The 20,572-nt window shown below is 58.5% G+C and carries 17 protein-coding genes; 12 read left to right on the plus strand and 5 right to left on the minus strand.

Annotation, left to right across the window (positions count from 1 at the left end; all coding sequences use genetic code 11):
• Position 1: 1 nt before the first annotated feature.
• Genes CRO19_RS19245 through CRO19_RS19260 form a run of 4 tightly spaced genes read right to left on the minus strand, consistent with a single transcriptional unit; the run spans position 2 to position 4,662 of the window.
• Complete coding sequence (locus CRO19_RS19245) at positions 2-1,402, minus strand: M20 family metallopeptidase (protein ID WP_097097282.1); 1,401 nt, start codon at positions 1,400-1,402, stop codon at positions 2-4.
• Positions 1,399-2,313 (minus strand): ABC transporter permease, encoded by a 915-nt coding sequence (locus CRO19_RS19250; RefSeq protein WP_097097283.1) that lies wholly within the window; start codon positions 2,311-2,313, stop codon positions 1,399-1,401. Before CRO19_RS19250 ends, CRO19_RS19245 begins: the two co-directional genes overlap by 4 nt.
• A gap of 1 nt (position 2,314) precedes the next feature.
• On the minus strand, positions 2,315-3,175 hold the full coding sequence (locus tag CRO19_RS19255; RefSeq protein WP_097097284.1) for an ABC transporter permease: 861 nt from the start codon (positions 3,173-3,175) through the stop codon (positions 2,315-2,317).
• Entirely contained in the window at positions 3,172-4,662 is a 1,491-nt protein-coding gene (locus CRO19_RS19260) for an ABC transporter substrate-binding protein (RefSeq protein ID WP_097097285.1), read from the minus strand. The genes CRO19_RS19255 and CRO19_RS19260 overlap by 4 nt, the downstream gene beginning before the upstream one ends.
• Positions 4,663-4,830: 168 nt before the next feature.
• Between CRO19_RS19260 and CRO19_RS19265 the strand changes: the two genes are divergently transcribed.
• Complete coding sequence (locus CRO19_RS19265) at positions 4,831-5,505, plus strand: GntR family transcriptional regulator (protein ID WP_097097286.1); 675 nt, start codon at positions 4,831-4,833, stop codon at positions 5,503-5,505.
• Here the strand turns inward: CRO19_RS19265 and CRO19_RS19270 are convergent.
• Entirely contained in the window at positions 5,483-6,859 is a 1,377-nt protein-coding gene (locus tag CRO19_RS19270) for an LLM class flavin-dependent oxidoreductase (protein ID WP_097097287.1), read from the minus strand. The genes CRO19_RS19265 and CRO19_RS19270 overlap by 23 nt on opposite strands.
• 250 nt (positions 6,860-7,109) lie before the next feature.
• On the opposite strand from CRO19_RS19270, the gene CRO19_RS19275 reads away from it, so the two are divergent.
• From CRO19_RS19275 to CRO19_RS19320, 11 genes are read left to right on the plus strand one after another with little or no spacing between them, the layout of a single operon-like run.
• A complete protein-coding gene (locus CRO19_RS19275) occupies positions 7,110-8,729 on the plus strand; it encodes an ABC transporter substrate-binding protein (RefSeq protein ID WP_097097288.1) in 1,620 nt (539 codons plus the stop codon).
• The gene (locus CRO19_RS19280; protein ID WP_097097289.1) at positions 8,726-9,679 is read left to right on the plus strand and encodes an ABC transporter permease; all 954 of its coding nucleotides are present in this window, start codon (positions 8,726-8,728) and stop codon (positions 9,677-9,679) included. Before CRO19_RS19275 ends, CRO19_RS19280 begins: the two co-directional genes overlap by 4 nt.
• On the plus strand, positions 9,676-10,503 hold the full coding sequence (locus tag CRO19_RS19285; RefSeq protein ID WP_097097290.1) for an ABC transporter permease: 828 nt from the start codon (positions 9,676-9,678) through the stop codon (positions 10,501-10,503). Before CRO19_RS19280 ends, CRO19_RS19285 begins: the two co-directional genes overlap by 4 nt.
• Positions 10,503-12,122: a dipeptide ABC transporter ATP-binding protein gene (locus CRO19_RS19290; RefSeq protein WP_097097291.1), complete on the plus strand. Its 1,620-nt coding sequence runs from the start codon at positions 10,503-10,505 to the stop codon at positions 12,120-12,122. The genes CRO19_RS19285 and CRO19_RS19290 overlap by 1 nt, the downstream gene beginning before the upstream one ends.
• Before the next feature lie 18 nt (positions 12,123-12,140).
• Complete coding sequence (locus CRO19_RS19295; protein ID WP_097097292.1) at positions 12,141-13,556, plus strand: LLM class flavin-dependent oxidoreductase; 1,416 nt, start codon at positions 12,141-12,143, stop codon at positions 13,554-13,556.
• Positions 13,553-14,701 carry an LLM class flavin-dependent oxidoreductase gene (locus tag CRO19_RS19300; protein ID WP_097097293.1) on the plus strand — a complete coding sequence of 383 codons (1,149 nt, stop codon included), beginning with the start codon at positions 13,553-13,555 and terminating at the stop codon, positions 14,699-14,701. The genes CRO19_RS19295 and CRO19_RS19300 overlap by 4 nt, the downstream gene beginning before the upstream one ends.
• Positions 14,702-14,719: 18 nt before the next feature.
• On the plus strand, positions 14,720-15,943 hold the full coding sequence (locus tag CRO19_RS19305; RefSeq protein WP_097097294.1) for an acyl-CoA dehydrogenase family protein: 1,224 nt from the start codon (positions 14,720-14,722) through the stop codon (positions 15,941-15,943).
• A gap of 10 nt (positions 15,944-15,953) precedes the next feature.
• Positions 15,954-17,162, plus strand: a complete 1,209-nt coding sequence (locus CRO19_RS19310) for a GNAT family N-acetyltransferase (RefSeq protein ID WP_097097295.1) — start codon at positions 15,954-15,956, stop codon at positions 17,160-17,162.
• A 20-nt stretch (positions 17,163-17,182) separates the two neighbouring features.
• On the plus strand, positions 17,183-17,938 hold the full coding sequence (locus CRO19_RS26270) for an ABC transporter substrate-binding protein (RefSeq protein WP_320204495.1): 756 nt from the start codon (positions 17,183-17,185) through the stop codon (positions 17,936-17,938).
• Positions 17,902-18,933: an ABC transporter substrate-binding protein gene (locus CRO19_RS26275; RefSeq protein WP_320204496.1), complete on the plus strand. Its 1,032-nt coding sequence runs from the start codon at positions 17,902-17,904 to the stop codon at positions 18,931-18,933. Before CRO19_RS26270 ends, CRO19_RS26275 begins: the two co-directional genes overlap by 37 nt.
• Positions 18,934-18,942: 9 nt before the next feature.
• A complete protein-coding gene (locus CRO19_RS19320) occupies positions 18,943-20,571 on the plus strand; it encodes a dipeptide ABC transporter ATP-binding protein (protein WP_097097296.1) in 1,629 nt (542 codons plus the stop codon).
• Position 20,572 lies beyond the last annotated feature (1 nt).

Here is a 20,572-nt window from a genome sequence, read left to right on the forward strand (position 1 = left end):
TTTATAGCCTTGTATTTTTATGTACTGCGGTGTTTCCCTGGTGTGGCGCGACCCGGCCAATGGCCGAATCATTGAATGCGGTGAGCCACAGGCTCATGGATTGCTGGAAGCGTTCGAGTCCTGCCAGCGTAACAAACTCGTTGACGGCATGGGCGTTGCCGCCGTGGCCTAATCCGCCAATCAGAAAGGCGGGCGCGACGGCGGCAAAGGCATAGGCGGGCGCGCAGCCCGGTGCCCACGGCCAGATTTGCGGAGCGGCACCCAGCGTTTGATAGCTGGCGATCAGTGCATCTACGCCGGGGGCGTGGCGGCTAAAGCGTACGCCGGGATAGCGATCGAACAGCTGCAGTTCGCAGCCGGCTAAATCCGGCTGCGCCAGGCGCTGCTGGGCGGCGGCAATCATCGCGTCCTGATCGAAGCCTGGCGGAATGCGGAACGCCAACTCGGCGCTGGCGCGGAAAGGAATCACGCCGCGTCCGCCCGGCGGATCGCTGTGCAGCTCGGCCAGCGTCAACACCGCACTGCCGAGCAACGTTTGCAGACTGCTCAAGGTGTCGCCTGCAATCATCAGGCGCTGGCTGCGACGAAAACGCAGTTCGTCATGAATGCTGAACTGCTCGGCTAAGCTCGCCAGCAGCTGATTCGCCTCATCATCGGGCATGCTGCGCGCCAGCACGCCGCTGTGTTCGGCGGGCGCAATGGCATGCAAGGCCTGCACCAGGCGCCACGCGGGATTGGCGATCCAGCCGGCATTGCTGGCATGAATTGCTGAAGACGGTCCGCCCCAGTCGCCGCCGGTCACGTTCAGACGCCCGGATGCCAGTCCGGTAAAGCCGAGGTAAACCCGCGGTGCGCCACCGCCGTATTCGCACAGTGAGGGAAACAACACCGCTTCGGCGGGAGCGATCGGGCAAGGCTGCTGCGCCAGATAACGCCGCAGCGCGCCGCTGCCGACTTCCTCTTCACCTTCTAACAGAATTTCGATATTAAAATTGAGCTGTTGGCTGTGCTGCATTTCGCGCAGCAGAATCAGCAGGGCAGCGACCGGTCCTTTATTGTTCTCGGCACCGCGCCCGACAAATACCTGGCCCAGTTCAGGCCACTCAACGATGCCGCCGATAAACGGCGCTACGTCCCAACCGGCGTCATCCGCAGGCATCACGTCATACATGTTGTACAACACCACGCTTCTGTCGCTGCCGTTATCAATGCGCACATGCACCAGCGGCGGGGCCTCGTCGTGTTGCGTCGCCACCGGATGGATAACGGCAGCATTGAGCTGCTCCACCATCCAGCGTTCCAGCCAGGCTGCCAATCCACGCTGCGCAGATAACTGGCCGGCCACGCTCGGCCAGCGCGTCAGTTCACTCAGTAGTTCTAAGGTGGCAGCAAGGCGACTCATAAACGAATCCTCGGGTTTAGCACCAGATAGAGCAGGTCGATCAGCAAATTGATCGCCACAAACACCACCGCGGCGAGTAGCACAATCGCCTGCACCAGCGGGAAGTCGCGGTTTTGAATCGCCTGAATCGCCAGACGACCAATGCCCGGCCAGGCAAAAATAATCTCGGTGACCAGCGCGCCGCCCAGCAGCGAGGCGAAATACATGCCCTGCACGGTGATCACCGGAATCAGCGCGTTGCGTAAACCGTGGCGCACCACGATGCGCCAGGCGCTCAGCCCTTTAGCGCGCGCAGTGCGAATGTAATCCTGTTGCAATACGTCCAGCAGGCTGGCACGCGTCAGGCGGGCCACGGCGCTCATGTAAAACGCGCCGAGGCTCAGTGCGGGCATCACCAGCGCGGCGAAGGTGCCGTAACCGCTGGATGGCAGCCACTGTAATTTCAAACTAAACAGTAGAATCAGCAGTAATCCCAGCCAGAACACCGGAATCGCCTGGCCGGAAAATGCCAGCAGACGGCAGATTAAATCCCACAGGCTGTGCGGGCGCAGGGCGCTGATAATGCCGAGCAGCAGGCCCAGCAGTGAACTCCATGCCAGCGCACTGACCGCCAATAGCGCGGTCGCGGGCAGACGCTCAGCTATCAGCGCCAGCACCGGCTGACTGTAACGCAGCGATTCACCCAAATCGCCGTGCAGCACGCCGCTGAGATAGTGGCCGTATTGCCACATCAGCGGACGATCAAAGCCCATGCTGTGGCGAAAGGTATCAATCTCCTGCTGGCTGGAGCCCGGCGGCATCATCAGCGCCGCCGGATCGCCCGTCATATGCAGGCTAAAGAAAATCAGCAGCGACACCCCGAGCAGCACTAACACAGATTGACCAAGGCGATTGAGCAGAATGTTCAGCATCTTAATCCAGCCTTGTATGCGTGCGACGTAACAGCGCATCGCCCAGAAGGTTGCAGCCAATCACCAGCGCCGCAATCACCAGGCCGGGATAGAGCACCAGCCACTGCGACAACAGCATATAAGAGCGGCCTTCGCCGATCAGATTGCCCAGCGTTGGCGTCGGCGGCTGGATGCCCATGCCGAGAAAACCTACCGATGCTTCCAGCACGATCAAACGCGGAATATCCAGCGTCAGCAACACCACCAGCGGCGTCAGCAGATTGGGCAGGATATGGCGCAGCAGCACGCGCAGCGGCGAGAAGCCCATCGCGCGCACCGCCTGAATATATTCCAGCTCGCGAATTTCTAAGGTTTTGGCGCGCGCCACGCGGGCATAAATCGCCCAGCTGGTGCAGCCCATAATCACAATGATGTTGGTGAGCGACGCGCCCATCAGCGCAATCACCAACAGAATTAACAGAATAAACGGCACCGCCAGCTGGATGTCGATCAGGCGCATGATCAGCGCATCCACCCAACCACCGGCATAGCCAGCAATCATCCCCAGCGCCACGCCAATCACCGCGCCAATCACGGCGGCGACCAGCACTACCAGCAGCGACAAACGGGTGCCCGCCAGAATCCGCGAGAGCAAATCACGGCCGAGTTGGTCGGTACCCAGCCAATGTGTTGCCTGCGCGCCGGGCGTACCCGGCGGCAGGAACATCTCATTCAGGTTATTACTTAATGCATCGGGCAACGGCAGCCACGGGGAGAGCAGCGCCGCGGCAATCACCACGATCAGCAAAGTCGAGCCGATCAGCGCATCGCCGTATATCAGGCGACGCGGACGGCGCTGCAGCACGGTGCCCGGAGAGATCATTTCAGCCTCAGATCAAACAGCGGGATGCGGGCATCGACGCGGCCTGTAAAGTTGAGCGAGGTGCTGTGCGCGTACAGCGTGTCTTCCCGATACAGCGGCAGCAGCGGCTGTTGTTCCGCCACGCGCTGCTGAATCTGCGCTAACACTTTTTTGCGTTCAGCAGGATCGACAATCTGACGGCTGCGATCGAGCAACTTATCCAGTTCTGCATCGTGCACGGTGGAATAGGGTTCGCCGCTGCGCAGGATGGGGAACAGGGCGGCATCGGCATCCAGCGTTTGGGTTGAGCCCCACGCCAGCATGTACATCGGTGCCTGTTTTTGTGAGGCAACCTGTTGGGTATACACCGACCACTCCGGCACTTCCAGTTCGGCCTTCACGCCGATCGTCGCTAAATCCTGCACGATGGCTTGCGCTACATCGGCGCTGGCGATGTAGCGACGCGGTGCCTGAAAGCGCAGGGTAAAGCCCTTGGCGTAACCGGCTTCTGCCAGCAGCGATTTGGCTTTAGCCACATCCTGCGCGGTGGCCGGAACCGCCAGATAACCAAAGTCATTGGCGCCAGCCATGGTGCCGGTTGGTGTGCCGAACCCGTGCAGCAACTGCTGGGTATAAGCCTGACGGTTCAGCGCTAACGACAGCGCCTGACGCACGCGCACATCGTTCAGCGGTTTCTCATCATCTTTCAGGCCGAGATAAATGGTTAACCCGCCACCTTTAACCTGCTCAAGCGCAACATTCGGGCGATTTTTCAGCGCTGGCACTATGTCGGCCGGCACGCTTTCAATCAGCTGCACTTCGCCGGTCAACAGCGCGGTGAGACGCGCGGTGGCTTCAGGAATCGGGCGCCAGGTCACACGATCGATAGCAGGCTTGCCGCGCCAGTAGCTTTCATTGGCGACCATCACCACTTTTTCGTCGGGGATGAAGCTATCGAGCTTATACGCACCGCTGCCGACCGGTTTCCGCGCGAATTCGCTGGCACCCACTTTTTTCACATAGGCTGGCGGCACAATATAGGCCGGATAGCGGCTCATACGCGTCGGCAGCAGCGGATCCGGACCGTTGGTGTGGATCTGCACCTGATAATCGTTGATCACATCAACCGATTTGATGGTGCGAATATAAGAAATCGTCGGTGCGTGATTTGCCGGATCTAAAATACGATCGAGGGAGAATTTCACCGCTTCGGCATTTACTGGCTCACCATCGGTGAAGTTTACGCCCTGACGCAGGGTAAATTGCCAGGTTGTGTCGTTAATCGCTTTCCACTCGGTGGCTAAACCCGGCTGCAGTGACATGTCATCCGCACGGCGCACTAAGGTATCGAAAATATTATCTACCAGAGTGGCAGACTCTTTCAGGAAGCCGGGATCCATCGCCGTAGCAGACGTGGGCTGGCCAATGGTGAGTTCCGCTGCCTGGACGGATGGCAACAGAGCAAATAGCAACGCGGTGGTGGCAAACTTCACTGCAGGTAGTCTCATAACGTTTCCCAAAATTGCCAACGGCAAGGTAGTGAAAAGAGTGGATACTGCCAGAATCAAGACTGTGCTTATTTGTAATACATGATATATCCTATAATTCGTGATGTTGGCAATAAAACATTAAAAATAACTTACCATTTGCGAATTCCAGTAAAGGGCCTGCAACCTATGATCGAAATGGACAAAGCGCAGCGACTGAGTTTAACCGCGCAGGTGGAATCATCGCTGCGTAACGCGCTGATTGTTGGCAAGTTGAAACCCGGCGCGCGCCTAGTGACGCGCGATCTGGCCGCACAGCTCGGCACCAGCATTACGCCGGTGCGTGAAGCATTATTGCGTCTGGTTTCTGCCGGAGCCCTGAATGCCACGCCCGCAGCGGCCTTTCTGGTGCCGGAAATGTCGCGTCAGCGCTTTGAGGAGATCACCCTAATTCGTAAGCAGCTTGAAGGTTTAGCGGTGAAGGCAGCCACGCCGTTTGTGGGGAAAAAACAAATTGCTGAGCTAAAAAAACTCTGCGCGCGCTTCATGCAAGCGAAGCAGAGTGGCGTTGCGGAGGCCGCGCTGGAAGCTAACCGCGCGTTTCGTTTTACGCTGTATGGCTATGCGCAAATGCCGACGCTGGAAGCCTTGATTGAGCAGCTGTGGGTGCAAATTGGTCCATGCTTTAACTATCTCTACCCGCAGCCCACAGAGGTGGTGAACGGGCATCATAACTATGATCGTCTGCTGGATGCGTTACAGGCAGGCGACGCTATCAATAGCGAAAAGATTCTGCTGAAAGCCATTGATGATGGTGCCGAAATCCTCGTGCGCCACTACTTCAGCGGCGAAACGCTGGATTGATAGCCGGGTGATCTGCCGCCGGTTCTGCCGAGGCTGTGCCAAAGAGCCGCTGACGTAGCGTGCTGTTCTGCGGCTGCGGCGTCAGCCTTCCGCGCTGCTGCAGCATCGGAACCACCCAACGTGCGAAATCGGCCAGGCTGCGCGGACTCAGCCATTGCGCCAGATTAATCCCGTCCGTTTCGCTGGCGCTCAGCCACGCTTCAATCTGATCGGCGACCTGTTCGCCACTGCCAACAAAGGTCTTTTGTCGGCCGAAGCCGATCTCCGGTTTGAACACTTCTCGCAGGGTCTTACGCGGTTCGCCCGGCGCACCGGTAATCATTTTTAGCAAGGATTGGTTGGCGTTGGTGTGCTGCCAGTCGAGTGGCGAATCAATATCATGTTTGGCAAGATCCACGCCGGTGCTGGCGGAGTAGTGCACCAGCGCGCCTTGCAGATCGTAGAGTTCGCGTAATTGCTGATAGTGAGCTTCGGCTTCCGCCGCATTTTCGCCGGTGATCACCGTTACCGCGCTGATAAATTTGATGGCATCAGGCGCACGGCCAGCCCGTTTAGCCTGCTGCTTAATCGCCTGAACCTGTTTTTTTACCCCTGCGGCATCCAGTCCGGCGACAAACACCACTTCCGCATGCTGTGCCGCGAAGTGAATACCTCGCGGCGATCCTCCCGCCTGAAACAGCACCGGCGTACGCTGCGGGCTTGGCTCACTTAAGTGGGCATCGGGCACGGTGAAGAAGCGGCCATGATGCTTTATCGCTTTCACCTGTGCCGGGTCGGTATAGATGCCGCGCAGCTTATCGCGCTGCAGCGCATGGCGTTGCCAGGAGTGCTGCCACAGCTGATAACACACCGCCAAAAACTCGTCGGCGCGTTCGTAACGCTGGTCATGTTCCATTTGTTGATCCAGTCCCAGATTGCGCGCTGCGCTATCGAGCTGTGAAGTGACGACATTCCAGGCAATACGACCGTCAGTGAGATGATCCAACGTGGTGAATTTGCGCGCCAGCAAATAGGGCTGCTCGTAGGTGGTAGAGACGGTGACGCCAAATCCTAAACGCTGGGTCACGCCAGCCATCGCTGACACCAGCAGTAAGGGATCAATCAGCGGGGACTGAATACCGTTTTTTAGCGATGCCGCGGGCGATCCATTCCAGGTATCTAATAAGCCCAACGCATCGGCAATAAATAAACAATCAAAATGATTCTCTTCCAGCAGCGTGGCTAGCGCCGTCCAGTATTCAATATCGGTATAGCGCCAGCCTTGTTCATCGGGATGACGCCACATACCGTAATTAATGTGAGAAACAGCGGCCATGGTAAAAGCACTTAAAATAATACGATTCGACGTGGACATTGTTTTTTCCTGCCGGAAGAGAGTGTGAGGAGAGTAATAAAAATAAACACGTTAGCAATGACAATATTCACACATCAACATGCACAAAACGGGATTAAATAATCCGCTAAAGCGGATAATGATTTGCTTAAAAGGCATTTAAATAATTTAAATCTGCGTGCTACCGTAATTTTACTATAAGAGATAATTAATCAATGCATTGATTATTAATGATTTATTGTTTAATTGCCTGCAACCAGTGGAAAACACCATGTCAAAAAATCAATCCGATCAGACGGTTAATCACGCGCGCCGTTTGCTGCTTAAGCTTTCTGCATTATCCTCCGCCGTTTTTATTGGCATGGGAACCTCGCTCCCGTTGCTGGCGGCTGATGAAGAGAGTCAACGCTATGGTAAAACCCTGGTAGTGGGGCAGGCTTTAGAACCCACTATTTATGACCCGAATCGTCAATATTCGTATGAAACCTACCGCGTAGATAAACATATTTATGAATCGTTGGTTGCCGAAGATTTATCGGTTCCTGCCGCTAAAGGTACGCCACCGATTATTCCTGCGCTGGCAACGCATTGGGAAGTGAATGAAAACGCCACTATTTACACGTTTCATCTGCGCAGCGACGTAGTATTTCATGATGGCACGGCGTTTGACGCTGAAGCGGTAAGATTTAATGTGCGCCGTTTTACCGATCCGCAATTTGAATATTTTGATCGTCAATCGCAGGCCACTATGGCACAGGTCTATAGCGACCTGAAAACTGTCGAAGTCATTGATGCCCACACGGTGGCCTATCATTTCAATCAACCCTTCCCGGATTTCCTGCGCTTCCTGCCGCAAGGTAACTGGGTTTCAGGCATCTTCAGTCCGGCCGCCCTGCAGAAATGGGGACAAGATGGCTTAGCTGAACATCCCACTGGCACCGGGCCGTATCAGTTTGTCTCGCGCGTACGTAACGATCATACCGAATTGCTGCGCAATGAACGCTGGTGGGGTAAAAAGCCCTATATGCAGCGCATTATCTTCCGGCCGATTCTGGATGGCAGCACCGGTATCAGCGCCTTGCAGTCTGGCCAGGTTGATATCTTGTCGCGTACCCCAACGGATGCGGTCGATCTGCTGGAACAGAGTGGATACACCGTGCATGACAGCGTGGAAGCCAATCAACTGTTCCTCGGCTGGAATTTTGCCAACAAATTTACCCGCCAGCTGGCCGTGCGCCAGGCCGTGATAAAAGCCATCGATCGCGAAGGCCTGGTAAAGAGCCTGCTTAACGGCCATGCCGTGGCGAGCTACAACATTCTTAATCGCTCCAATGAGGCGTTTCTCGCCAGCCAGAAAGATTATCCCTACGACCCCGACGGGGCAAAAAAGCTCCTGACAGACGCCGGTTTCCAGCCTGGCGAGGTCAGCTTCACCATCATTACCTACGATCAGAATCAGGCGGTGATCGAGTGGATCCAGCGCGATCTCAGTAAAGTGGGCATCAATGTGAAGGTTATCTCGCAGGAGTGGATCACTTACAGCTCGCACCTCGCCAACCTGGCCGATGAGACCGGCTTATTTACCATGGAGTGGGGCCTGATCTCACCGCAATGGCTGCGCGTGGCGTGGAAAAACTATGTGGTGAGCCGCGGCAAAGGCGAGGCGGTGATTACCGGGGTAGCACCACTCATCGATCGGGCTGCGGTAACGGTTGATCGCCAACAGGCGCTGGTGCTGTGGCAGCAGATTAATCAAAAGTTTCAGGAGCAGGCGGCTTTTGTTCCGTTGCTGGAGCTTAATCGCGTCTTCAGCAGTTCGCCGGCGGTACAAGGCTTCAACGTGCCGGCGCAGAACTTTTATGATTTAACCCGCGTGTGGTTAAAAGCATGATGCGATTGATCGCCATGCGCCTGTTGCAGGCGATACCGCTGGTGTTTTTGATCTCGCTGCTGGTCTTTCTGATTGCCAAGCTGGCGCCTGGCGATCCGATTACCAACGCCTTAGCGGGGCAGCTTTCGCAGGAATCTATCGAGCAAATCCGCCAGCTTTATGGCCTGGATAAACCGGCCGCGCTGCAATATCTGCTGTGGCTTAAAAATCTGTTTACCGGTAATTGGGGCATCTCGCTCACCATGCGTACGCCAGTGATTGAGGTGCTGAGCGGTGCCTTTGCCAATACGGCGATTCTGACCGGCGCAGCGGTGCTGCTGTGCCTGATCCCAGGTGTGATTATTGGTGTGCTGTGCGGTTTGTGGCACGGCACGCGACGCGATCGCGTGGTGATGCTGGTGGTCCAACTCGGCCACAATATCCCCATTTTCTGGTTAGGTGTGTTCGTTATCTGGCTGTTTGCCGTCAAATTGCGCTGGTTCCCGGTTTCCAGCATGTATGACATGCGTGGCGACCGGGGCCTGCTGGATTTGCTGCATCACCTTTGGCTACCGGCATTCTCCACCGCGCTGATCTCCATGCTGATCCTCGCCCGTCAGGTGCGTAACAGCGTCATCACCATTCTCAATGAAGATTATTTGCGCACCTATCGCGCGCTGGGTTATTCGCCAGCGGTGCTGCTGTGGCGCCACGTAGGCCGCAATCTGCTGGCGCCCATTGTTGGTATTACCGGCTTACAGATTGGCTATCTGCTGAGCGGGGTAATTTTTATCGAAAAAATTTTCGCCTGGCCCGGCATTGGCTCACAGCTCTATAACGCGGCGGCTGGCCAGGATTATCCCACCATTCAAACCGGCGTGATGCTGGTCGCCATCTGCTTTCTCACCGTCAATTTGCTGAGCGATCTGCTGCAGGATTGGCTCAATCCGCGTCAGCGAGGTCACCAATGAAGGCATTTTTCAAGCAACGCCTGGCGACGGGCAGTTTACTCATTCTGCTGCTGATCGTGATGATTTCCGCGCTGGCACCGTGGCTGGCGCCTTACGATCCCCTGCAGTCGTTTACCGGTTTACGCCTTGCACCGCCGGGCACCCCGGGACATTGGCTTGGTGGGGACAATCAGGGACGCGACATGTTGAGTCGCCTGATCTGGGGCGGCCGCAGCGCGCTAGGCGCATCGATCTTACCGGTTATTGTTGCTGCGCTGCTCAGCCTGGCGTTTGGCATGCTGGCCGGTTATCGCGACTCGGCGTTCTCTGCTTTCATCATGCGCATCACCGATATGCTGTTTGCTTTTCCCATGGTGCTGCTGGCGATTGGTCTCTCCGCCGTGTTGGGCAGCGGCTATCTCACGGTGACGATCACCCTGATTTGTAGCGTGGTGCCATACCTGACGCGGGTGGTGTACAGCGACACGCGTGCAGAAGTGAGGAAGGAGTATGTCGAGGCGCTGCATGCCCAGGGCGCGAGCCATAGCGACATCCTGTTTCGTGAGCTGCTGCCCAATGTGGCCACGCCGCTGCTGGTGTACACCACCTCGCTGCTGGGCGGCATGGTGGTATTCCTGGCGGGATTGAGCTTTCTTGGCCTTGGCGTTCAGCCGCCGCAGGCGGATTGGGGGCGCATGGTGGGCGAAGGGACGCAATGGATGATCCTCGGCGCTCCGCACATCGCCACGCTTCCTGCGTGCGCCATTGTGGTGGTATCGCTGGCCTTTAACTGGCTCGGCGACGGTCTGCGCGACATGCTCGATCCACATCGTAAGGGGCTGTGATGAACCTATTAACCGTCTCGCAGCTCAAGGTGCAATTTGGCGATCAGGTTGCGGTCAAGGAGGTTTCGTTGACGCTGGCGCCGGGTGAAGTGCTGGCGCTGGCGGGGGAATCAGGATCGGGGAAAAGCCTGACCGCAGCGGCGATTCTGGGATTGCTGCCCGCGACGGCGCAGGCCAGCGGCGCGATCCACTTTAGCGGGCGTTCACTGCTCAATCAGCCTGAAAGCCTATTGAATCGGTTACGCGGCCACGACATCGCGATGGTGTTTCAGAATTCACTCTCCACGCTCGATCCCTCCTGGCGCGTGGGCAAACAGTTGCAACACAACCTGCGTCGGCTCAATCCCTCGCTGCGCGGTGCGGCTTTACGCGCGGAAGCGCTGCGCTGGCTGGAGCGCATGCATATTCGCGAGGCGCAGCACGTGTTTGATCTCTTTCCGCATGAGCTGAGCGGCGGCATGCGCCAGCGCGTGCTGATTGCGCTGGCAGTGATGTGCCAGCCGTCGCTGTTAATCGCCGATGAACCGACCACCGCGCTGGATGCCAGCGTGCAATTTGAGGTGCTGTCGCTGCTACGCGAACTGCGCGGCCAGCACAACATGGCGATGCTGCTGATTACCCATGATTTTGGCGTCGTCGCCGCGCTGGCCGATCGGGTTGCCGTGATGCGTCAGGGCGTCATCGTTGAAACCGGCGTTACCCGCGACATCATTGCGCGCCCGCAGCATCCCTACACGCAAACGTTACTGGCGGCCGTGCCGCGCCCGGATTTGCAGCCGGTTAGCCCATCCGATAGCGCCATATTGTTGCAGGCCAGCGGTATCGGTCGCGACTACTGGCGACGGCAGCCCGCGCGCTGGTGGCCCCAGAAAAGCGCCTTTAGCGCGGTGGATGCCGTTGATGTGCAGATCGGGCAGGGCGAAGTGGTGGGCGTAATTGGCGAATCCGGCTCGGGAAAATCGACGCTGCTGCGCCTGCTTGCCCAGTTAATCGCCCCCACGCGTGGTTCGGTGCGCTTTGCCGGTCAGCCGCTTACGCTAGCCGATGCCGACGCACAGCGGGCGTTTCGCCGTCAGGTGCAGTGTGTTTTTCAGGATAGCCTGGCTTCCTTTAATCCCCGCCTGACGCTACGCGAGCAGCTGATCCGTCCGCAGCTGCGGCTCAGCAGCGCTAGCAACCGAACGGAAGCCTTGCTGCGCGCGCAGCAGGTCTTTAGTGAAGTGGGGCTGAATCCGGCGCTGCTGGCACGCTATCCGCACCAGCTCTCCGGTGGTCAGCGTCAGCGCGCCAATATTGCGCGCGCGTTGGTGGTGAATCCGAGCTGCCTGCTGCTGGATGAGCCGACCTCTGCGCTCGATCTCTCCATTCAGGCGCAGGTAATGCGGCTGCTGACGCAGCTGCATCAGCAGCGTCAGCTCAGCTGCCTGTTTGTCAGCCATAACCTCGCGTTAGTCACCCAGTTTTGCCAGCGCATTGTGGTGATGGAGGGCGGCAAGGTGGTGGATGATTTTCCGCGTCATGCGCTGTATGCCCCGCAGCGGCACGCTGTCACGCAGCGTTTGCTGGCGGCCAATTTGTTACCGGATGCGGTTATCGATCGCGACCGGCAACGTGCTTAACCCTGATAAGGACCGATGATGAGTAACGTCAGCGCAAAAAAAACTCTGCTGTTTAACGGCTTCATAATGAATGTTGTGGGCCACGTCTCGGCCGGACTGTGGCGCCATCCTGATGACCGCGCCAGTGAATACACGTCGCTAGGCTACTGGACCCACATTGCCCGCGTGCTGGATGACGCCGGTTTTGATGCGATGTTCATTGCTGACGCGCTCGGGCAGATCGATGTCTATCAAGGCAAACCGGATGCTGCGCTGCGCACCGCCGCCCAGTCGCCGGTTAACGATCCGCTGCTGCTGGTCTCGGCAATGGCCGCGGTCACCACCCAGCTGGGGTTCGGCATTACCGTTTCCACTACTTATGAACACCCCTATCTGCTGGCGCGCAAGTTCACCACCCTCGATCATCTCACCAAAGGGCGCGTGGCATGGAATATCGTCACCTCGGTACTGGAATCAGCCGCCCGCAATCTTGGACTCGAACGCCAGATGGATCATGACGAACGTTATGAGCGCGCGCAGGAGTTTCTTGAGGTGACCTACAAGCTGTGGGAAGGATCGTGGGAAGAGGATGCGGTGCGGCGCGACAAACAAGCCCGTGTTTATACCGATCCGGCCAAAGTCCATCCTATCCGGCATAAAGGCCGCTGGTTCAGCGTGCCGGATGCGCATCTCAGTGAACCGAGCCCGCAGCGCACGCCGGTGTTATTTCAGGCGGGCACCTCCGATCGCGGCCGTCAGTTCGCCGCGCAAAATGCCGAAGTGGTGTTTCTCGGCGGCACCACGGCGCAGTCGATTCGTAACAATATCGATCGCATCCGCGCGGCGGCACGAGAAGAAGGGCGCGCCGATGAGGCCATCCGCTTTATCACGGCGGTTAGCGTCGTGGTCGATGAAACCGATGAGAAGGCGCACGCCAAATTCCAGGATTATCTCAGTTACACCAGCCAGGAAGCCGCGCTGGCGCTGTTCTCTGCCTGGACCGGCGTGGATTGGTCCGCCTGGCCGCTGGATGCCCCGTTGCAATATATCGAAACCAATGCGGGCCGTTCGGCATTGGCGGGATTAACGCGTATTGATGCTGAGCGGGTGTGGACGGTAGGCGACATCAGTGACTACATCGGCATTGGCGGCATTCATCCTACGCTGGTCGGGAGTGCGCAAACCGTGGCGGATGCGCTTGAGAAACTGGCGGATGAATCCGGCATTGATGGTTTCAATCTGGCCTATGCCATCAGCCCCGGCAGCTTTGAAGATTTTGCGCGCTGGGTTGCGCCGGAGCTGCAGGCACGCGGGCGCATGCGTCGTCCCGATGGGCGCGCACTGACGCTGCGCGAAAGATTGCAGGGCGAAGGTCAGCGCCGCCTGCGCGCCGACCACCCCGGTTTGCGTTTTAGTGATTTGCGTGCGCATCGCTACCCGGAGAGCGAGGCATGAGCCTTCATCTGCACTGGTATTTACCCACCAACGGCGACAGCCGCGAAATCGTCGGTGCCGGTGATGACTCGCAGCACATTGCCGGTATTGGCCAGGATTACCGCGCCGCCACGCTCGACTATCTGATTGATATCGCGCGCAGCGCTGAACGTCTGGGCTTCGAAGGTGTGCTAACGCCGACCGGCAGCTGGTGCGAAGATGCCTGGCTGAGCACCATGGCGATTAGCCAGCACACCGAGCGTCTTAAATTTATTGTTGCCTTTCGCCCTGGTTTTATCTCGCCGACGCTGGCAGCGCATCAGGCGGCCACGTTCCAGCGGCTCACACAGGGTCGGTTACTGATCAACGTGGTGACCGGCGGCGATCCGGTTGAACAGCGGCGCTATGGCGATCGCCTCAATCACGATCAGCGCTACGCGCGCAGCGGCGAATTTATTGCGGCGTTTAAGGGCGTCAGCGCCGCGCGCGCCAACGGGCAACCCTTCGATTTTCACGGTGAACATTATCAGCTGGATCAGGCGACGCTGCTGCCGTCACCCTGGGCGGTGCCGCCGGTCTTTTTTGGCGGCGCCAGTGCTGCGGCGCAGCAGGTTGCGGCCACCCATGCCGATACCTGGCTGACATGGGGAGAACCGTTGGAGCAGGTCGCACCGCGGCTGGCCGAGGTCCGCGCGGCGGCGGCGGTACAGGGCCGCACGTTGTCAATGGGTATTCGTTTTCATGTCATCAGTCGCGACAGCGAAGAGGACGCCTGGCGTGAAGCCGCGCGCCTGCTGCAAAACGTCACGCCGCAGCGCATTCATAGCGCGCAAACGCTGCTCAGCCGCACGGAATCGGTGGGGCAGCAGCGCATGATTGCGTTGCTCAACACTATTCAGGCCGAACAGGTCACGCCGGAGAACGTGCGGGCGCTGGAAATCGCGCCGCATATCTGGAGCGGTTACGGGCTGGTACGCGGCGGCGTTGGCACCGCGCTGGTGGGCAGCCATCAGCAGGTTGCCGACCAGATTAAAGCCTATCACGCGTTAGGTATCGACCACTTTATTTTGTCCGGCCAGCCGCACCTGGAAGAAGCCTGGTGGTTTGGCGAGGGCGCCGGCGCAATTTTGCGTCGCGAAGGTTTCGTTGTTTCTTCCACTTCATAACATCACCAGAGGCATATTATGAGTCACGCCAACGACATTTATCAGGGCGTCAGCGAGCAAGAATTCGCGCACTGGAAGCAGGTAGCACAGCAGGTGGCCGATCGTCTGGCCAGCACCTTACAGACGCGCGACCGGGCTAATCAGCATCCGTTTGAAGAGATCGACTGGCTGCGCCAAAGCGGGCTGTTAAAACTGGCGGTGCCGAAATCGCTGGGTGGCGGCGGCGTCGATCTGGTGCAGGCGCTGGAGATCAGCCGCATTATCTCGGCCGCCGACGGTTCGCTGGGGCAGCTCATCGCCTATCACTATTCGAACGGCGTCTGGAGCTACATCCTGGGCAATCGTATGCAGTGGGAATTCATTGCGCGCGGCATTGTTGAGCACGGCTGGTTCCAGTCCAGCATTAGTAATCCGCGCGATCCACGCCTGAAGCTGGAGTGGGATGGCGACGATGTCTTAGTCAGCGGCCGCCGCACCTTTGCCACCGGCGCGGCGGTGTCGCAAGTGATGACGATCGCCGTCTGGATTGATGACCAGCTGGTGCAGTATCAGGTGACGGCCGATCAGCCCGGCATCCGCTTTAATGATGACTGGGATAACCTGGGACAACGCCTCACCGCCAGCGGCACGCTGGATTTTGACCGTGTTCGTCTACGTCCACAGGATCGTCTCACCGGGCTGGAACAGAACCCCGCCAGCGCGGTACTGCGTAATGCGTTACGTAATCAGTTCAGCCAGCTGATTTTCGTGCACTTCTATCTGGGCATCGCTGAAGGCGCGCTGAAGCAAGCCGCCCACTATTTCCGGACCAGCGTAAGACCGTGGCCAGAGTCGGGCGTAGAACAGGCGCTGGATGATCCTTATCACCGCCTGAAGGCCGGTGAACTCGCCTCGGAACTTGCGGCGGGTATTGCGCTGGCGGAGAAGACGGCGCGCACCTACCAGGCCGCTTTCCATGCTGGCAATGCGTTAACGGAAGCACAGTGGGGCGAACTGGCGCTGTTAACCGATCAGGCCAAAGTGATTGCGAATAACGTGGCGCTGAAAATCAGTCATGAGCTGTTTGAACTCACCGGTGGCCGCTCAACCGACAATCGCTACGGACTGGATGTTTACTGGCGTAACGTGCGCACGCACACGCTGCACGATCCGGTGAGCTACCGCATTCGTGAGGTGGGGGATTATGTGCTGACGGGCAAACTGCCAACCCCGCGCGTCTACGCGCCACCGAAAAAAGCGTAGAGCGTCGATCATGCCGCAAGTCCGTTTAATTGATGACGCGCCCACCTTACTGGCCGCCGCGCAGACGTTTCGTCAGGCGATGTTTGGCCTGCCGGGCGGTGTCACGCCGCAGGAGCAGTGGGTTGAACGCTATCTGGAACCCCAGCGCGTATGGGGCGCCTGGCTGGAGGGTGAACTGGTGGGCACCACCAACAGTTTTAGCGGTGAACTGACGCTGCCGGGCGGCCAGCGCGTTTCACACAGTGCCGTCACTCATGTTGGCGTGCTGCCGCATTTTACCCGGCGCGGCGTGATGCGTGCGCTGCTGAGCGCTCAGCTGCACGAATTTCACCAGCGCGGCGTGGCGGTGGCGACGCTGCGCGCCTCGCAGGGCACGCTGTATCGTCGTCTGGGCTACGGCATCGCCAGTTGGTTAAGCAGCTATCACCTGGATAAGCGGGAGCTGCTGCAGCTGCCCGCCGTGCCGGGGCAGATACAGCTGCGACCGGCGGCGGATGCCTGGGCGCAGCAAATCGCCGTGGTGCAACGTTTTCCGTCATGGCGAGCAGGGACGTTAAGCCGCTGGCCGCAGTGGTGGGCGATGCAGCAGCATCGTCTGACGCACAGCAATCTTAACCATTATGTGGCGTTCGACGTGCAGCACGGTGAAGCGCAAGCGTTTGTCCGCTATCACGCGCAACCGGATGACAACTGGCTTTACAGCCGCGATCGCACGTTGGTGGTAGACGATCTGCATGCGCCGGATGGCGACAGCTATCGCCGCTTAATCGCTTTTCTGTTGCAGCTGGATATCACCCGGCACCTGCATTTTCCTTCACGTCCTGTCGATGATCCGTTGCCGCTGCTGGTGGATAACCCGCGCGCCGTCACCGTCAGTGCGCAGCGCGATGAAAGCTGGCTGCGCATTGTTGATGTGCAGGCCGTATTACAGGCACGTACTTTTGCCACGGATGACGCGGTGATCCTCGACATTCGCGATCCGCTGCTGCCGCACAATCAGGGGCGCTGGCGCATCGCAGCGCAGGGCATCACGCGCAGTGAAGCGCAACCCGATGCCACCTTAAGCGTTGATGCGCTGGCCAGCTTAATATTGGGCGGCAGTCGCGTGTGGCAGTTGATTTATAGCCAAAACATTCACATTCATCGTCCGCACGTTGCGGAACACCTTGAACGGCTGTTTGCCGTGGCTGAGCAGCCATGGTCCGGGCTGTTTTTTTGATTGAAACCAGGAGAAATGTCATGCGTAAAGCACGTTGGCCCCTCGCGGGCCAGAGTATGCTGTTGGCGTTGATGGCGACGGCCGCACTGAATGCCACGGCGGCAGAGGTGCCGCAGTCGGGTGGGACGCTGCGGATTGCCTCGCTGCAGTCCGATATCGATGCCTTTGATCCGCAAACCGGCTACTCGGTGGATTCATGGGAAATTATGCGCGCGGTAACCCGCCAGCTGGTGACCTATGCAGGATCGCCGCAAAGCCTGAAAGACGATACGGCGCTGGTGCCGGATTTAGCCAAATCCTGGGACGTCAGCGCCGATGGCAAAACCTATACCTTCCATCTGCGCGACGGCATTCACTTCGCGGGACCGACCACCCGACCGATTGTAGCGAAGGACTTTGTCTACACCATCAAACGCTTCTGCGATCCCAATAAGCCGGTGGCCGCCGTGAACTATTTCAACCTCGCCTTCTCCGGTTTTGCTGCCTACTGCAAAGATTTTTCCAGGGTGCCGACCGGCGATTTAGCGGCCACCCAGGCCTTTATTGATTCCCACGAGATCGCCGGCGTCAGCGCGCCGGATGATAAAACGCTGGTGCTGCGCTCCGACAGCAAAAACTACGATTTCCTCAATATCCTGTCGATGAACTTCGTCACGCCGCTGCCGGAAGAGATTGTGGCGAAATACTATCCGGACTCGCCGGAGCTGCGTAAGCATTTCCCCCCAGCGGGCCTTATAGCGTGGCGGAGTATCAAAGTGGGCAGAAGCTATTGCTGAAAAAAGTGGCAGATTACAATCATGCGCAGGATCCGGCGCGCAAGGCCTATGTCGATAACATTGAGATTAGCTTCACCGGTAACAATGAAGACAGCGTCACGCAACGCATTCAGGCCGGTGATGCCGATTTGTCGCTCTATCTGGATGTGCCACCGCAGGCGGTGATCCGCCAGTACGCGATCAAAAACAGCCCGTATCTGCACGCTGCCAACAGCGGGGCCGCCAACTTCATCGCCATTAACGCCCAGCCGGAAGCGAAAAGCGCAGGCGCTACCGCACTGCGAAATCTGAAAGTGCGTCAGGCGCTGACCTATGCGGTGAATCGTGCACACCTGGTGCAGGCGCAGGGCGGGAAAATTGCGGCGCTACCGCTGGGGCAGATTATTACCAGCACGCTGTTAGGGCATGAGAACCTCGATCTCTATCCCACCGCCGATAACAAAGGCGACCCGGCGAAAGCCAAAGCGCTGTTGCAGGAGGCGGGCTTCCCCAATGGGCTGAGTTTTGATCTGGTGTATCGCGCCAACAATCAGTTCAGCACCCTGGCGGTTATTTTGAAGGAAGACCTGGCGAAAGCGGGGATCACCCTCAACCTCAATCCGGTTCCGCCACCGCAGTTTATGGCCTATCTGCAAAGTCCCGCTAATCGCTGGGATCTGGCACTGGCGCAGACCTCGCCTGATTGGCAAGGTCCGGCGACGCGCATGTTGCTGGGCGGCTGGCTGAACTCTGATGCCGCGCCGTGCGGCCGTGGCAATGTCTATGCCATTTGCTATAGCAATCCGCAGCTAAACGCGTTAGCGAAGCAGGCCTACGGCTCAGATAACCCAGGGCCAATTTGGGCGCAGGCCGATCGTTTAGTGTCCGCCGATCTGCCGTGGATTCCGCTGTTTGAGAAACGCCGCGTTGCCATCACCTCCGATCGCGTCACCCATTGGACGTGGTCATCACTGGCAACGCAGGCTGATATCACCAACATCGCCGTGAAGCCATAAGGGGAATCTATGCCGCTGCTGTGCGTTGACCAGTTAACGATTGGCTTTCATCAGCAATCACCACGTGTTCAACAGGTGAGCTTTGCCGTGGCGCCAGGGGAAACGCTGGCGATCGTCGGGGAATCCGGCTCAGGCAAGAGCCTGAGCCTGCTGGCAGTGTTGGGCCTGTTGCCGGCCAGTGCTGAGGTGCAGGGTGAACGGCTGTTTGATGGGATACGGCTTAACGATCTCAGCGCGGCGCACTACCGGCGGCTACGTGGGGCGCAGATTGGCTACATTTCGCAAGATCCGCTGAGTAATCTGCATCCGTTGAAAAGCATCGGCCAACAAATTGAAGAGGCGATTAGCGCGCATCAGCGGCTGCGTCGTAAAGCATTGCGCACGCGCGTGCTGGCGCTGCTGGAGGAGGTGGGCATACGTGATGCTGCTCAGCGCTATCACGATCGTCCTGCGCAGTTTTCTGGCGGGATGCGGCAACGCGTGATGATCGCCATGGCCATTGCGCTGAACCCTAAGCTGATCGTGGCCGATGAGCCGACCACGGCGCTGGACGTCACGGTACAGGCCAGCATCCTGCGGCTGTTAAAACGTCTGCAGCAGCAGCACGGCTGTGCCCTGATCTTTATCAGCCACGATTTACGCGTGGTGGCGGATATCGCCGATCGCGTGGTAGTGATGCAGCAGGGCCGCATCGTCGAGTCAGCGGAGAAAAACGTCCTGTTCGCCGCGCCGCAGCATCCGTATACCCGCGCGCTGCTGGCGGCGGGTTGGCATCAGTTTCCACCGCAGCCCGCGCATGTACCGGGTGAAGTGCTGTTGCAGGTTAAAGCGCTAGCCCGATCGTTTGTCCGACGCTCGCTGTGGGTGTCACGGCAGCAGCAGGTGCTGCATAACATCGCTTTTTCCCTGCGCAAAGGCGAAATTCTTGGTCTGGTTGGCGAATCCGGCTCCGGTAAAACCACGCTGGGACGGATTATCGTGGGGCTCGATCGGCCGGATCAGGGCGAGATAGTGTTGAACGGCGAGATCTGGCAGCGGGCAGGGGACGCGCGCGGGCTGCATCAGCATCCTCTGCGTTACGCGGTGCAGATGGTGTTTCAGGATCCCTACAACAGTCTTAATGCCCGGCGACGCGTAGCGGATATCCTGCGCGATCCGCTGCAGCTTACCGCGCGGCGTGAAACCGGCCAGCCCCTGACGGCAAGCGCACTCCATACGGCAGTGAATCAGCTGCTGCACACCGTTGAGTTAGCCGCTGAACTGGCCACGCGCTATCCCGCGCAGCTTTCGGGTGGACAGCGTCAACGCGTGGCCATCGCCCGGGCGCTGGCGATGAAGCCGCAGCTGATTGTGGCTGATGAAGCGGTGTCGGCGCTGGATGTCACCACCCAGCATCGCATTATTCAACTGCTGATGCGTTTGCGCCGCGAGCAATCGCTGTCGCTGCTGTTTATCTCACACGATCTCTCCGCCGTGGCCGCGTTGTGCGACCGCGTGTTGGTACTCAGGGACGGTGAGATTATTGAGCAGGGCAGCAGTGAACAGATCTTCTCACGTCCACAGCAGCCGTGGACGCAACAGTTACTGGCGGCTATTCCGGGACAAGCGCGTGGAATAGCGATGGCAGAGGAGCAGTGAC

Origin of the sequence: Candidatus Pantoea floridensis (genome assembly GCF_900215435.1) — a bacterium.
GTDB lineage: Bacteria > Pseudomonadota > Gammaproteobacteria > Enterobacterales > Enterobacteriaceae > Pantoea > Pantoea floridensis.

Bases quoted from the DNA above. Each gene is read 5' to 3' on its own strand.
- CRO19_RS19245 (WP_097097282.1), bottom strand. From the start codon at position 1,402: ATGAGTCGCCTTGCTGCCACCTTAGAACTACTGAGTGAACTGACGCGC.
- CRO19_RS19250 (WP_097097283.1), bottom strand. From the start codon at position 2,313: ATGCTGAACATTCTGCTCAATCGCCTTGGTCAATCTGTGTTAGTGCTG.
- CRO19_RS19255 (WP_097097284.1), bottom strand. From the start codon at position 3,175: ATGATCTCTCCGGGCACCGTGCTGCAGCGCCGTCCGCGTCGCCTGATA.
- CRO19_RS19260 (WP_097097285.1), bottom strand. From the start codon at position 4,662: ATGAGACTACCTGCAGTGAAGTTTGCCACCACCGCGTTGCTATTTGCT.
- CRO19_RS19265 (WP_097097286.1), top strand. From the start codon at position 4,831: ATGATCGAAATGGACAAAGCGCAGCGACTGAGTTTAACCGCGCAGGTG.
- CRO19_RS19270 (WP_097097287.1), bottom strand. From the start codon at position 6,859: ATGTCCACGTCGAATCGTATTATTTTAAGTGCTTTTACCATGGCCGCT.
- CRO19_RS19275 (WP_097097288.1), top strand. From the start codon at position 7,110: ATGTCAAAAAATCAATCCGATCAGACGGTTAATCACGCGCGCCGTTTG.
- CRO19_RS19280 (WP_097097289.1), top strand. From the start codon at position 8,726: ATGATGCGATTGATCGCCATGCGCCTGTTGCAGGCGATACCGCTGGTG.
- CRO19_RS19285 (WP_097097290.1), top strand. From the start codon at position 9,676: ATGAAGGCATTTTTCAAGCAACGCCTGGCGACGGGCAGTTTACTCATT.
- CRO19_RS19290 (WP_097097291.1), top strand. From the start codon at position 10,503: ATGAACCTATTAACCGTCTCGCAGCTCAAGGTGCAATTTGGCGATCAG.
- CRO19_RS19295 (WP_097097292.1), top strand. From the start codon at position 12,141: ATGAGTAACGTCAGCGCAAAAAAAACTCTGCTGTTTAACGGCTTCATA.
- CRO19_RS19300 (WP_097097293.1), top strand. From the start codon at position 13,553: ATGAGCCTTCATCTGCACTGGTATTTACCCACCAACGGCGACAGCCGC.
- CRO19_RS19305 (WP_097097294.1), top strand. From the start codon at position 14,720: ATGAGTCACGCCAACGACATTTATCAGGGCGTCAGCGAGCAAGAATTC.
- CRO19_RS19310 (WP_097097295.1), top strand. From the start codon at position 15,954: ATGCCGCAAGTCCGTTTAATTGATGACGCGCCCACCTTACTGGCCGCC.
- CRO19_RS26270 (WP_320204495.1), top strand. From the start codon at position 17,183: ATGCGTAAAGCACGTTGGCCCCTCGCGGGCCAGAGTATGCTGTTGGCG.
- CRO19_RS19320 (WP_097097296.1), top strand. From the start codon at position 18,943: ATGCCGCTGCTGTGCGTTGACCAGTTAACGATTGGCTTTCATCAGCAA.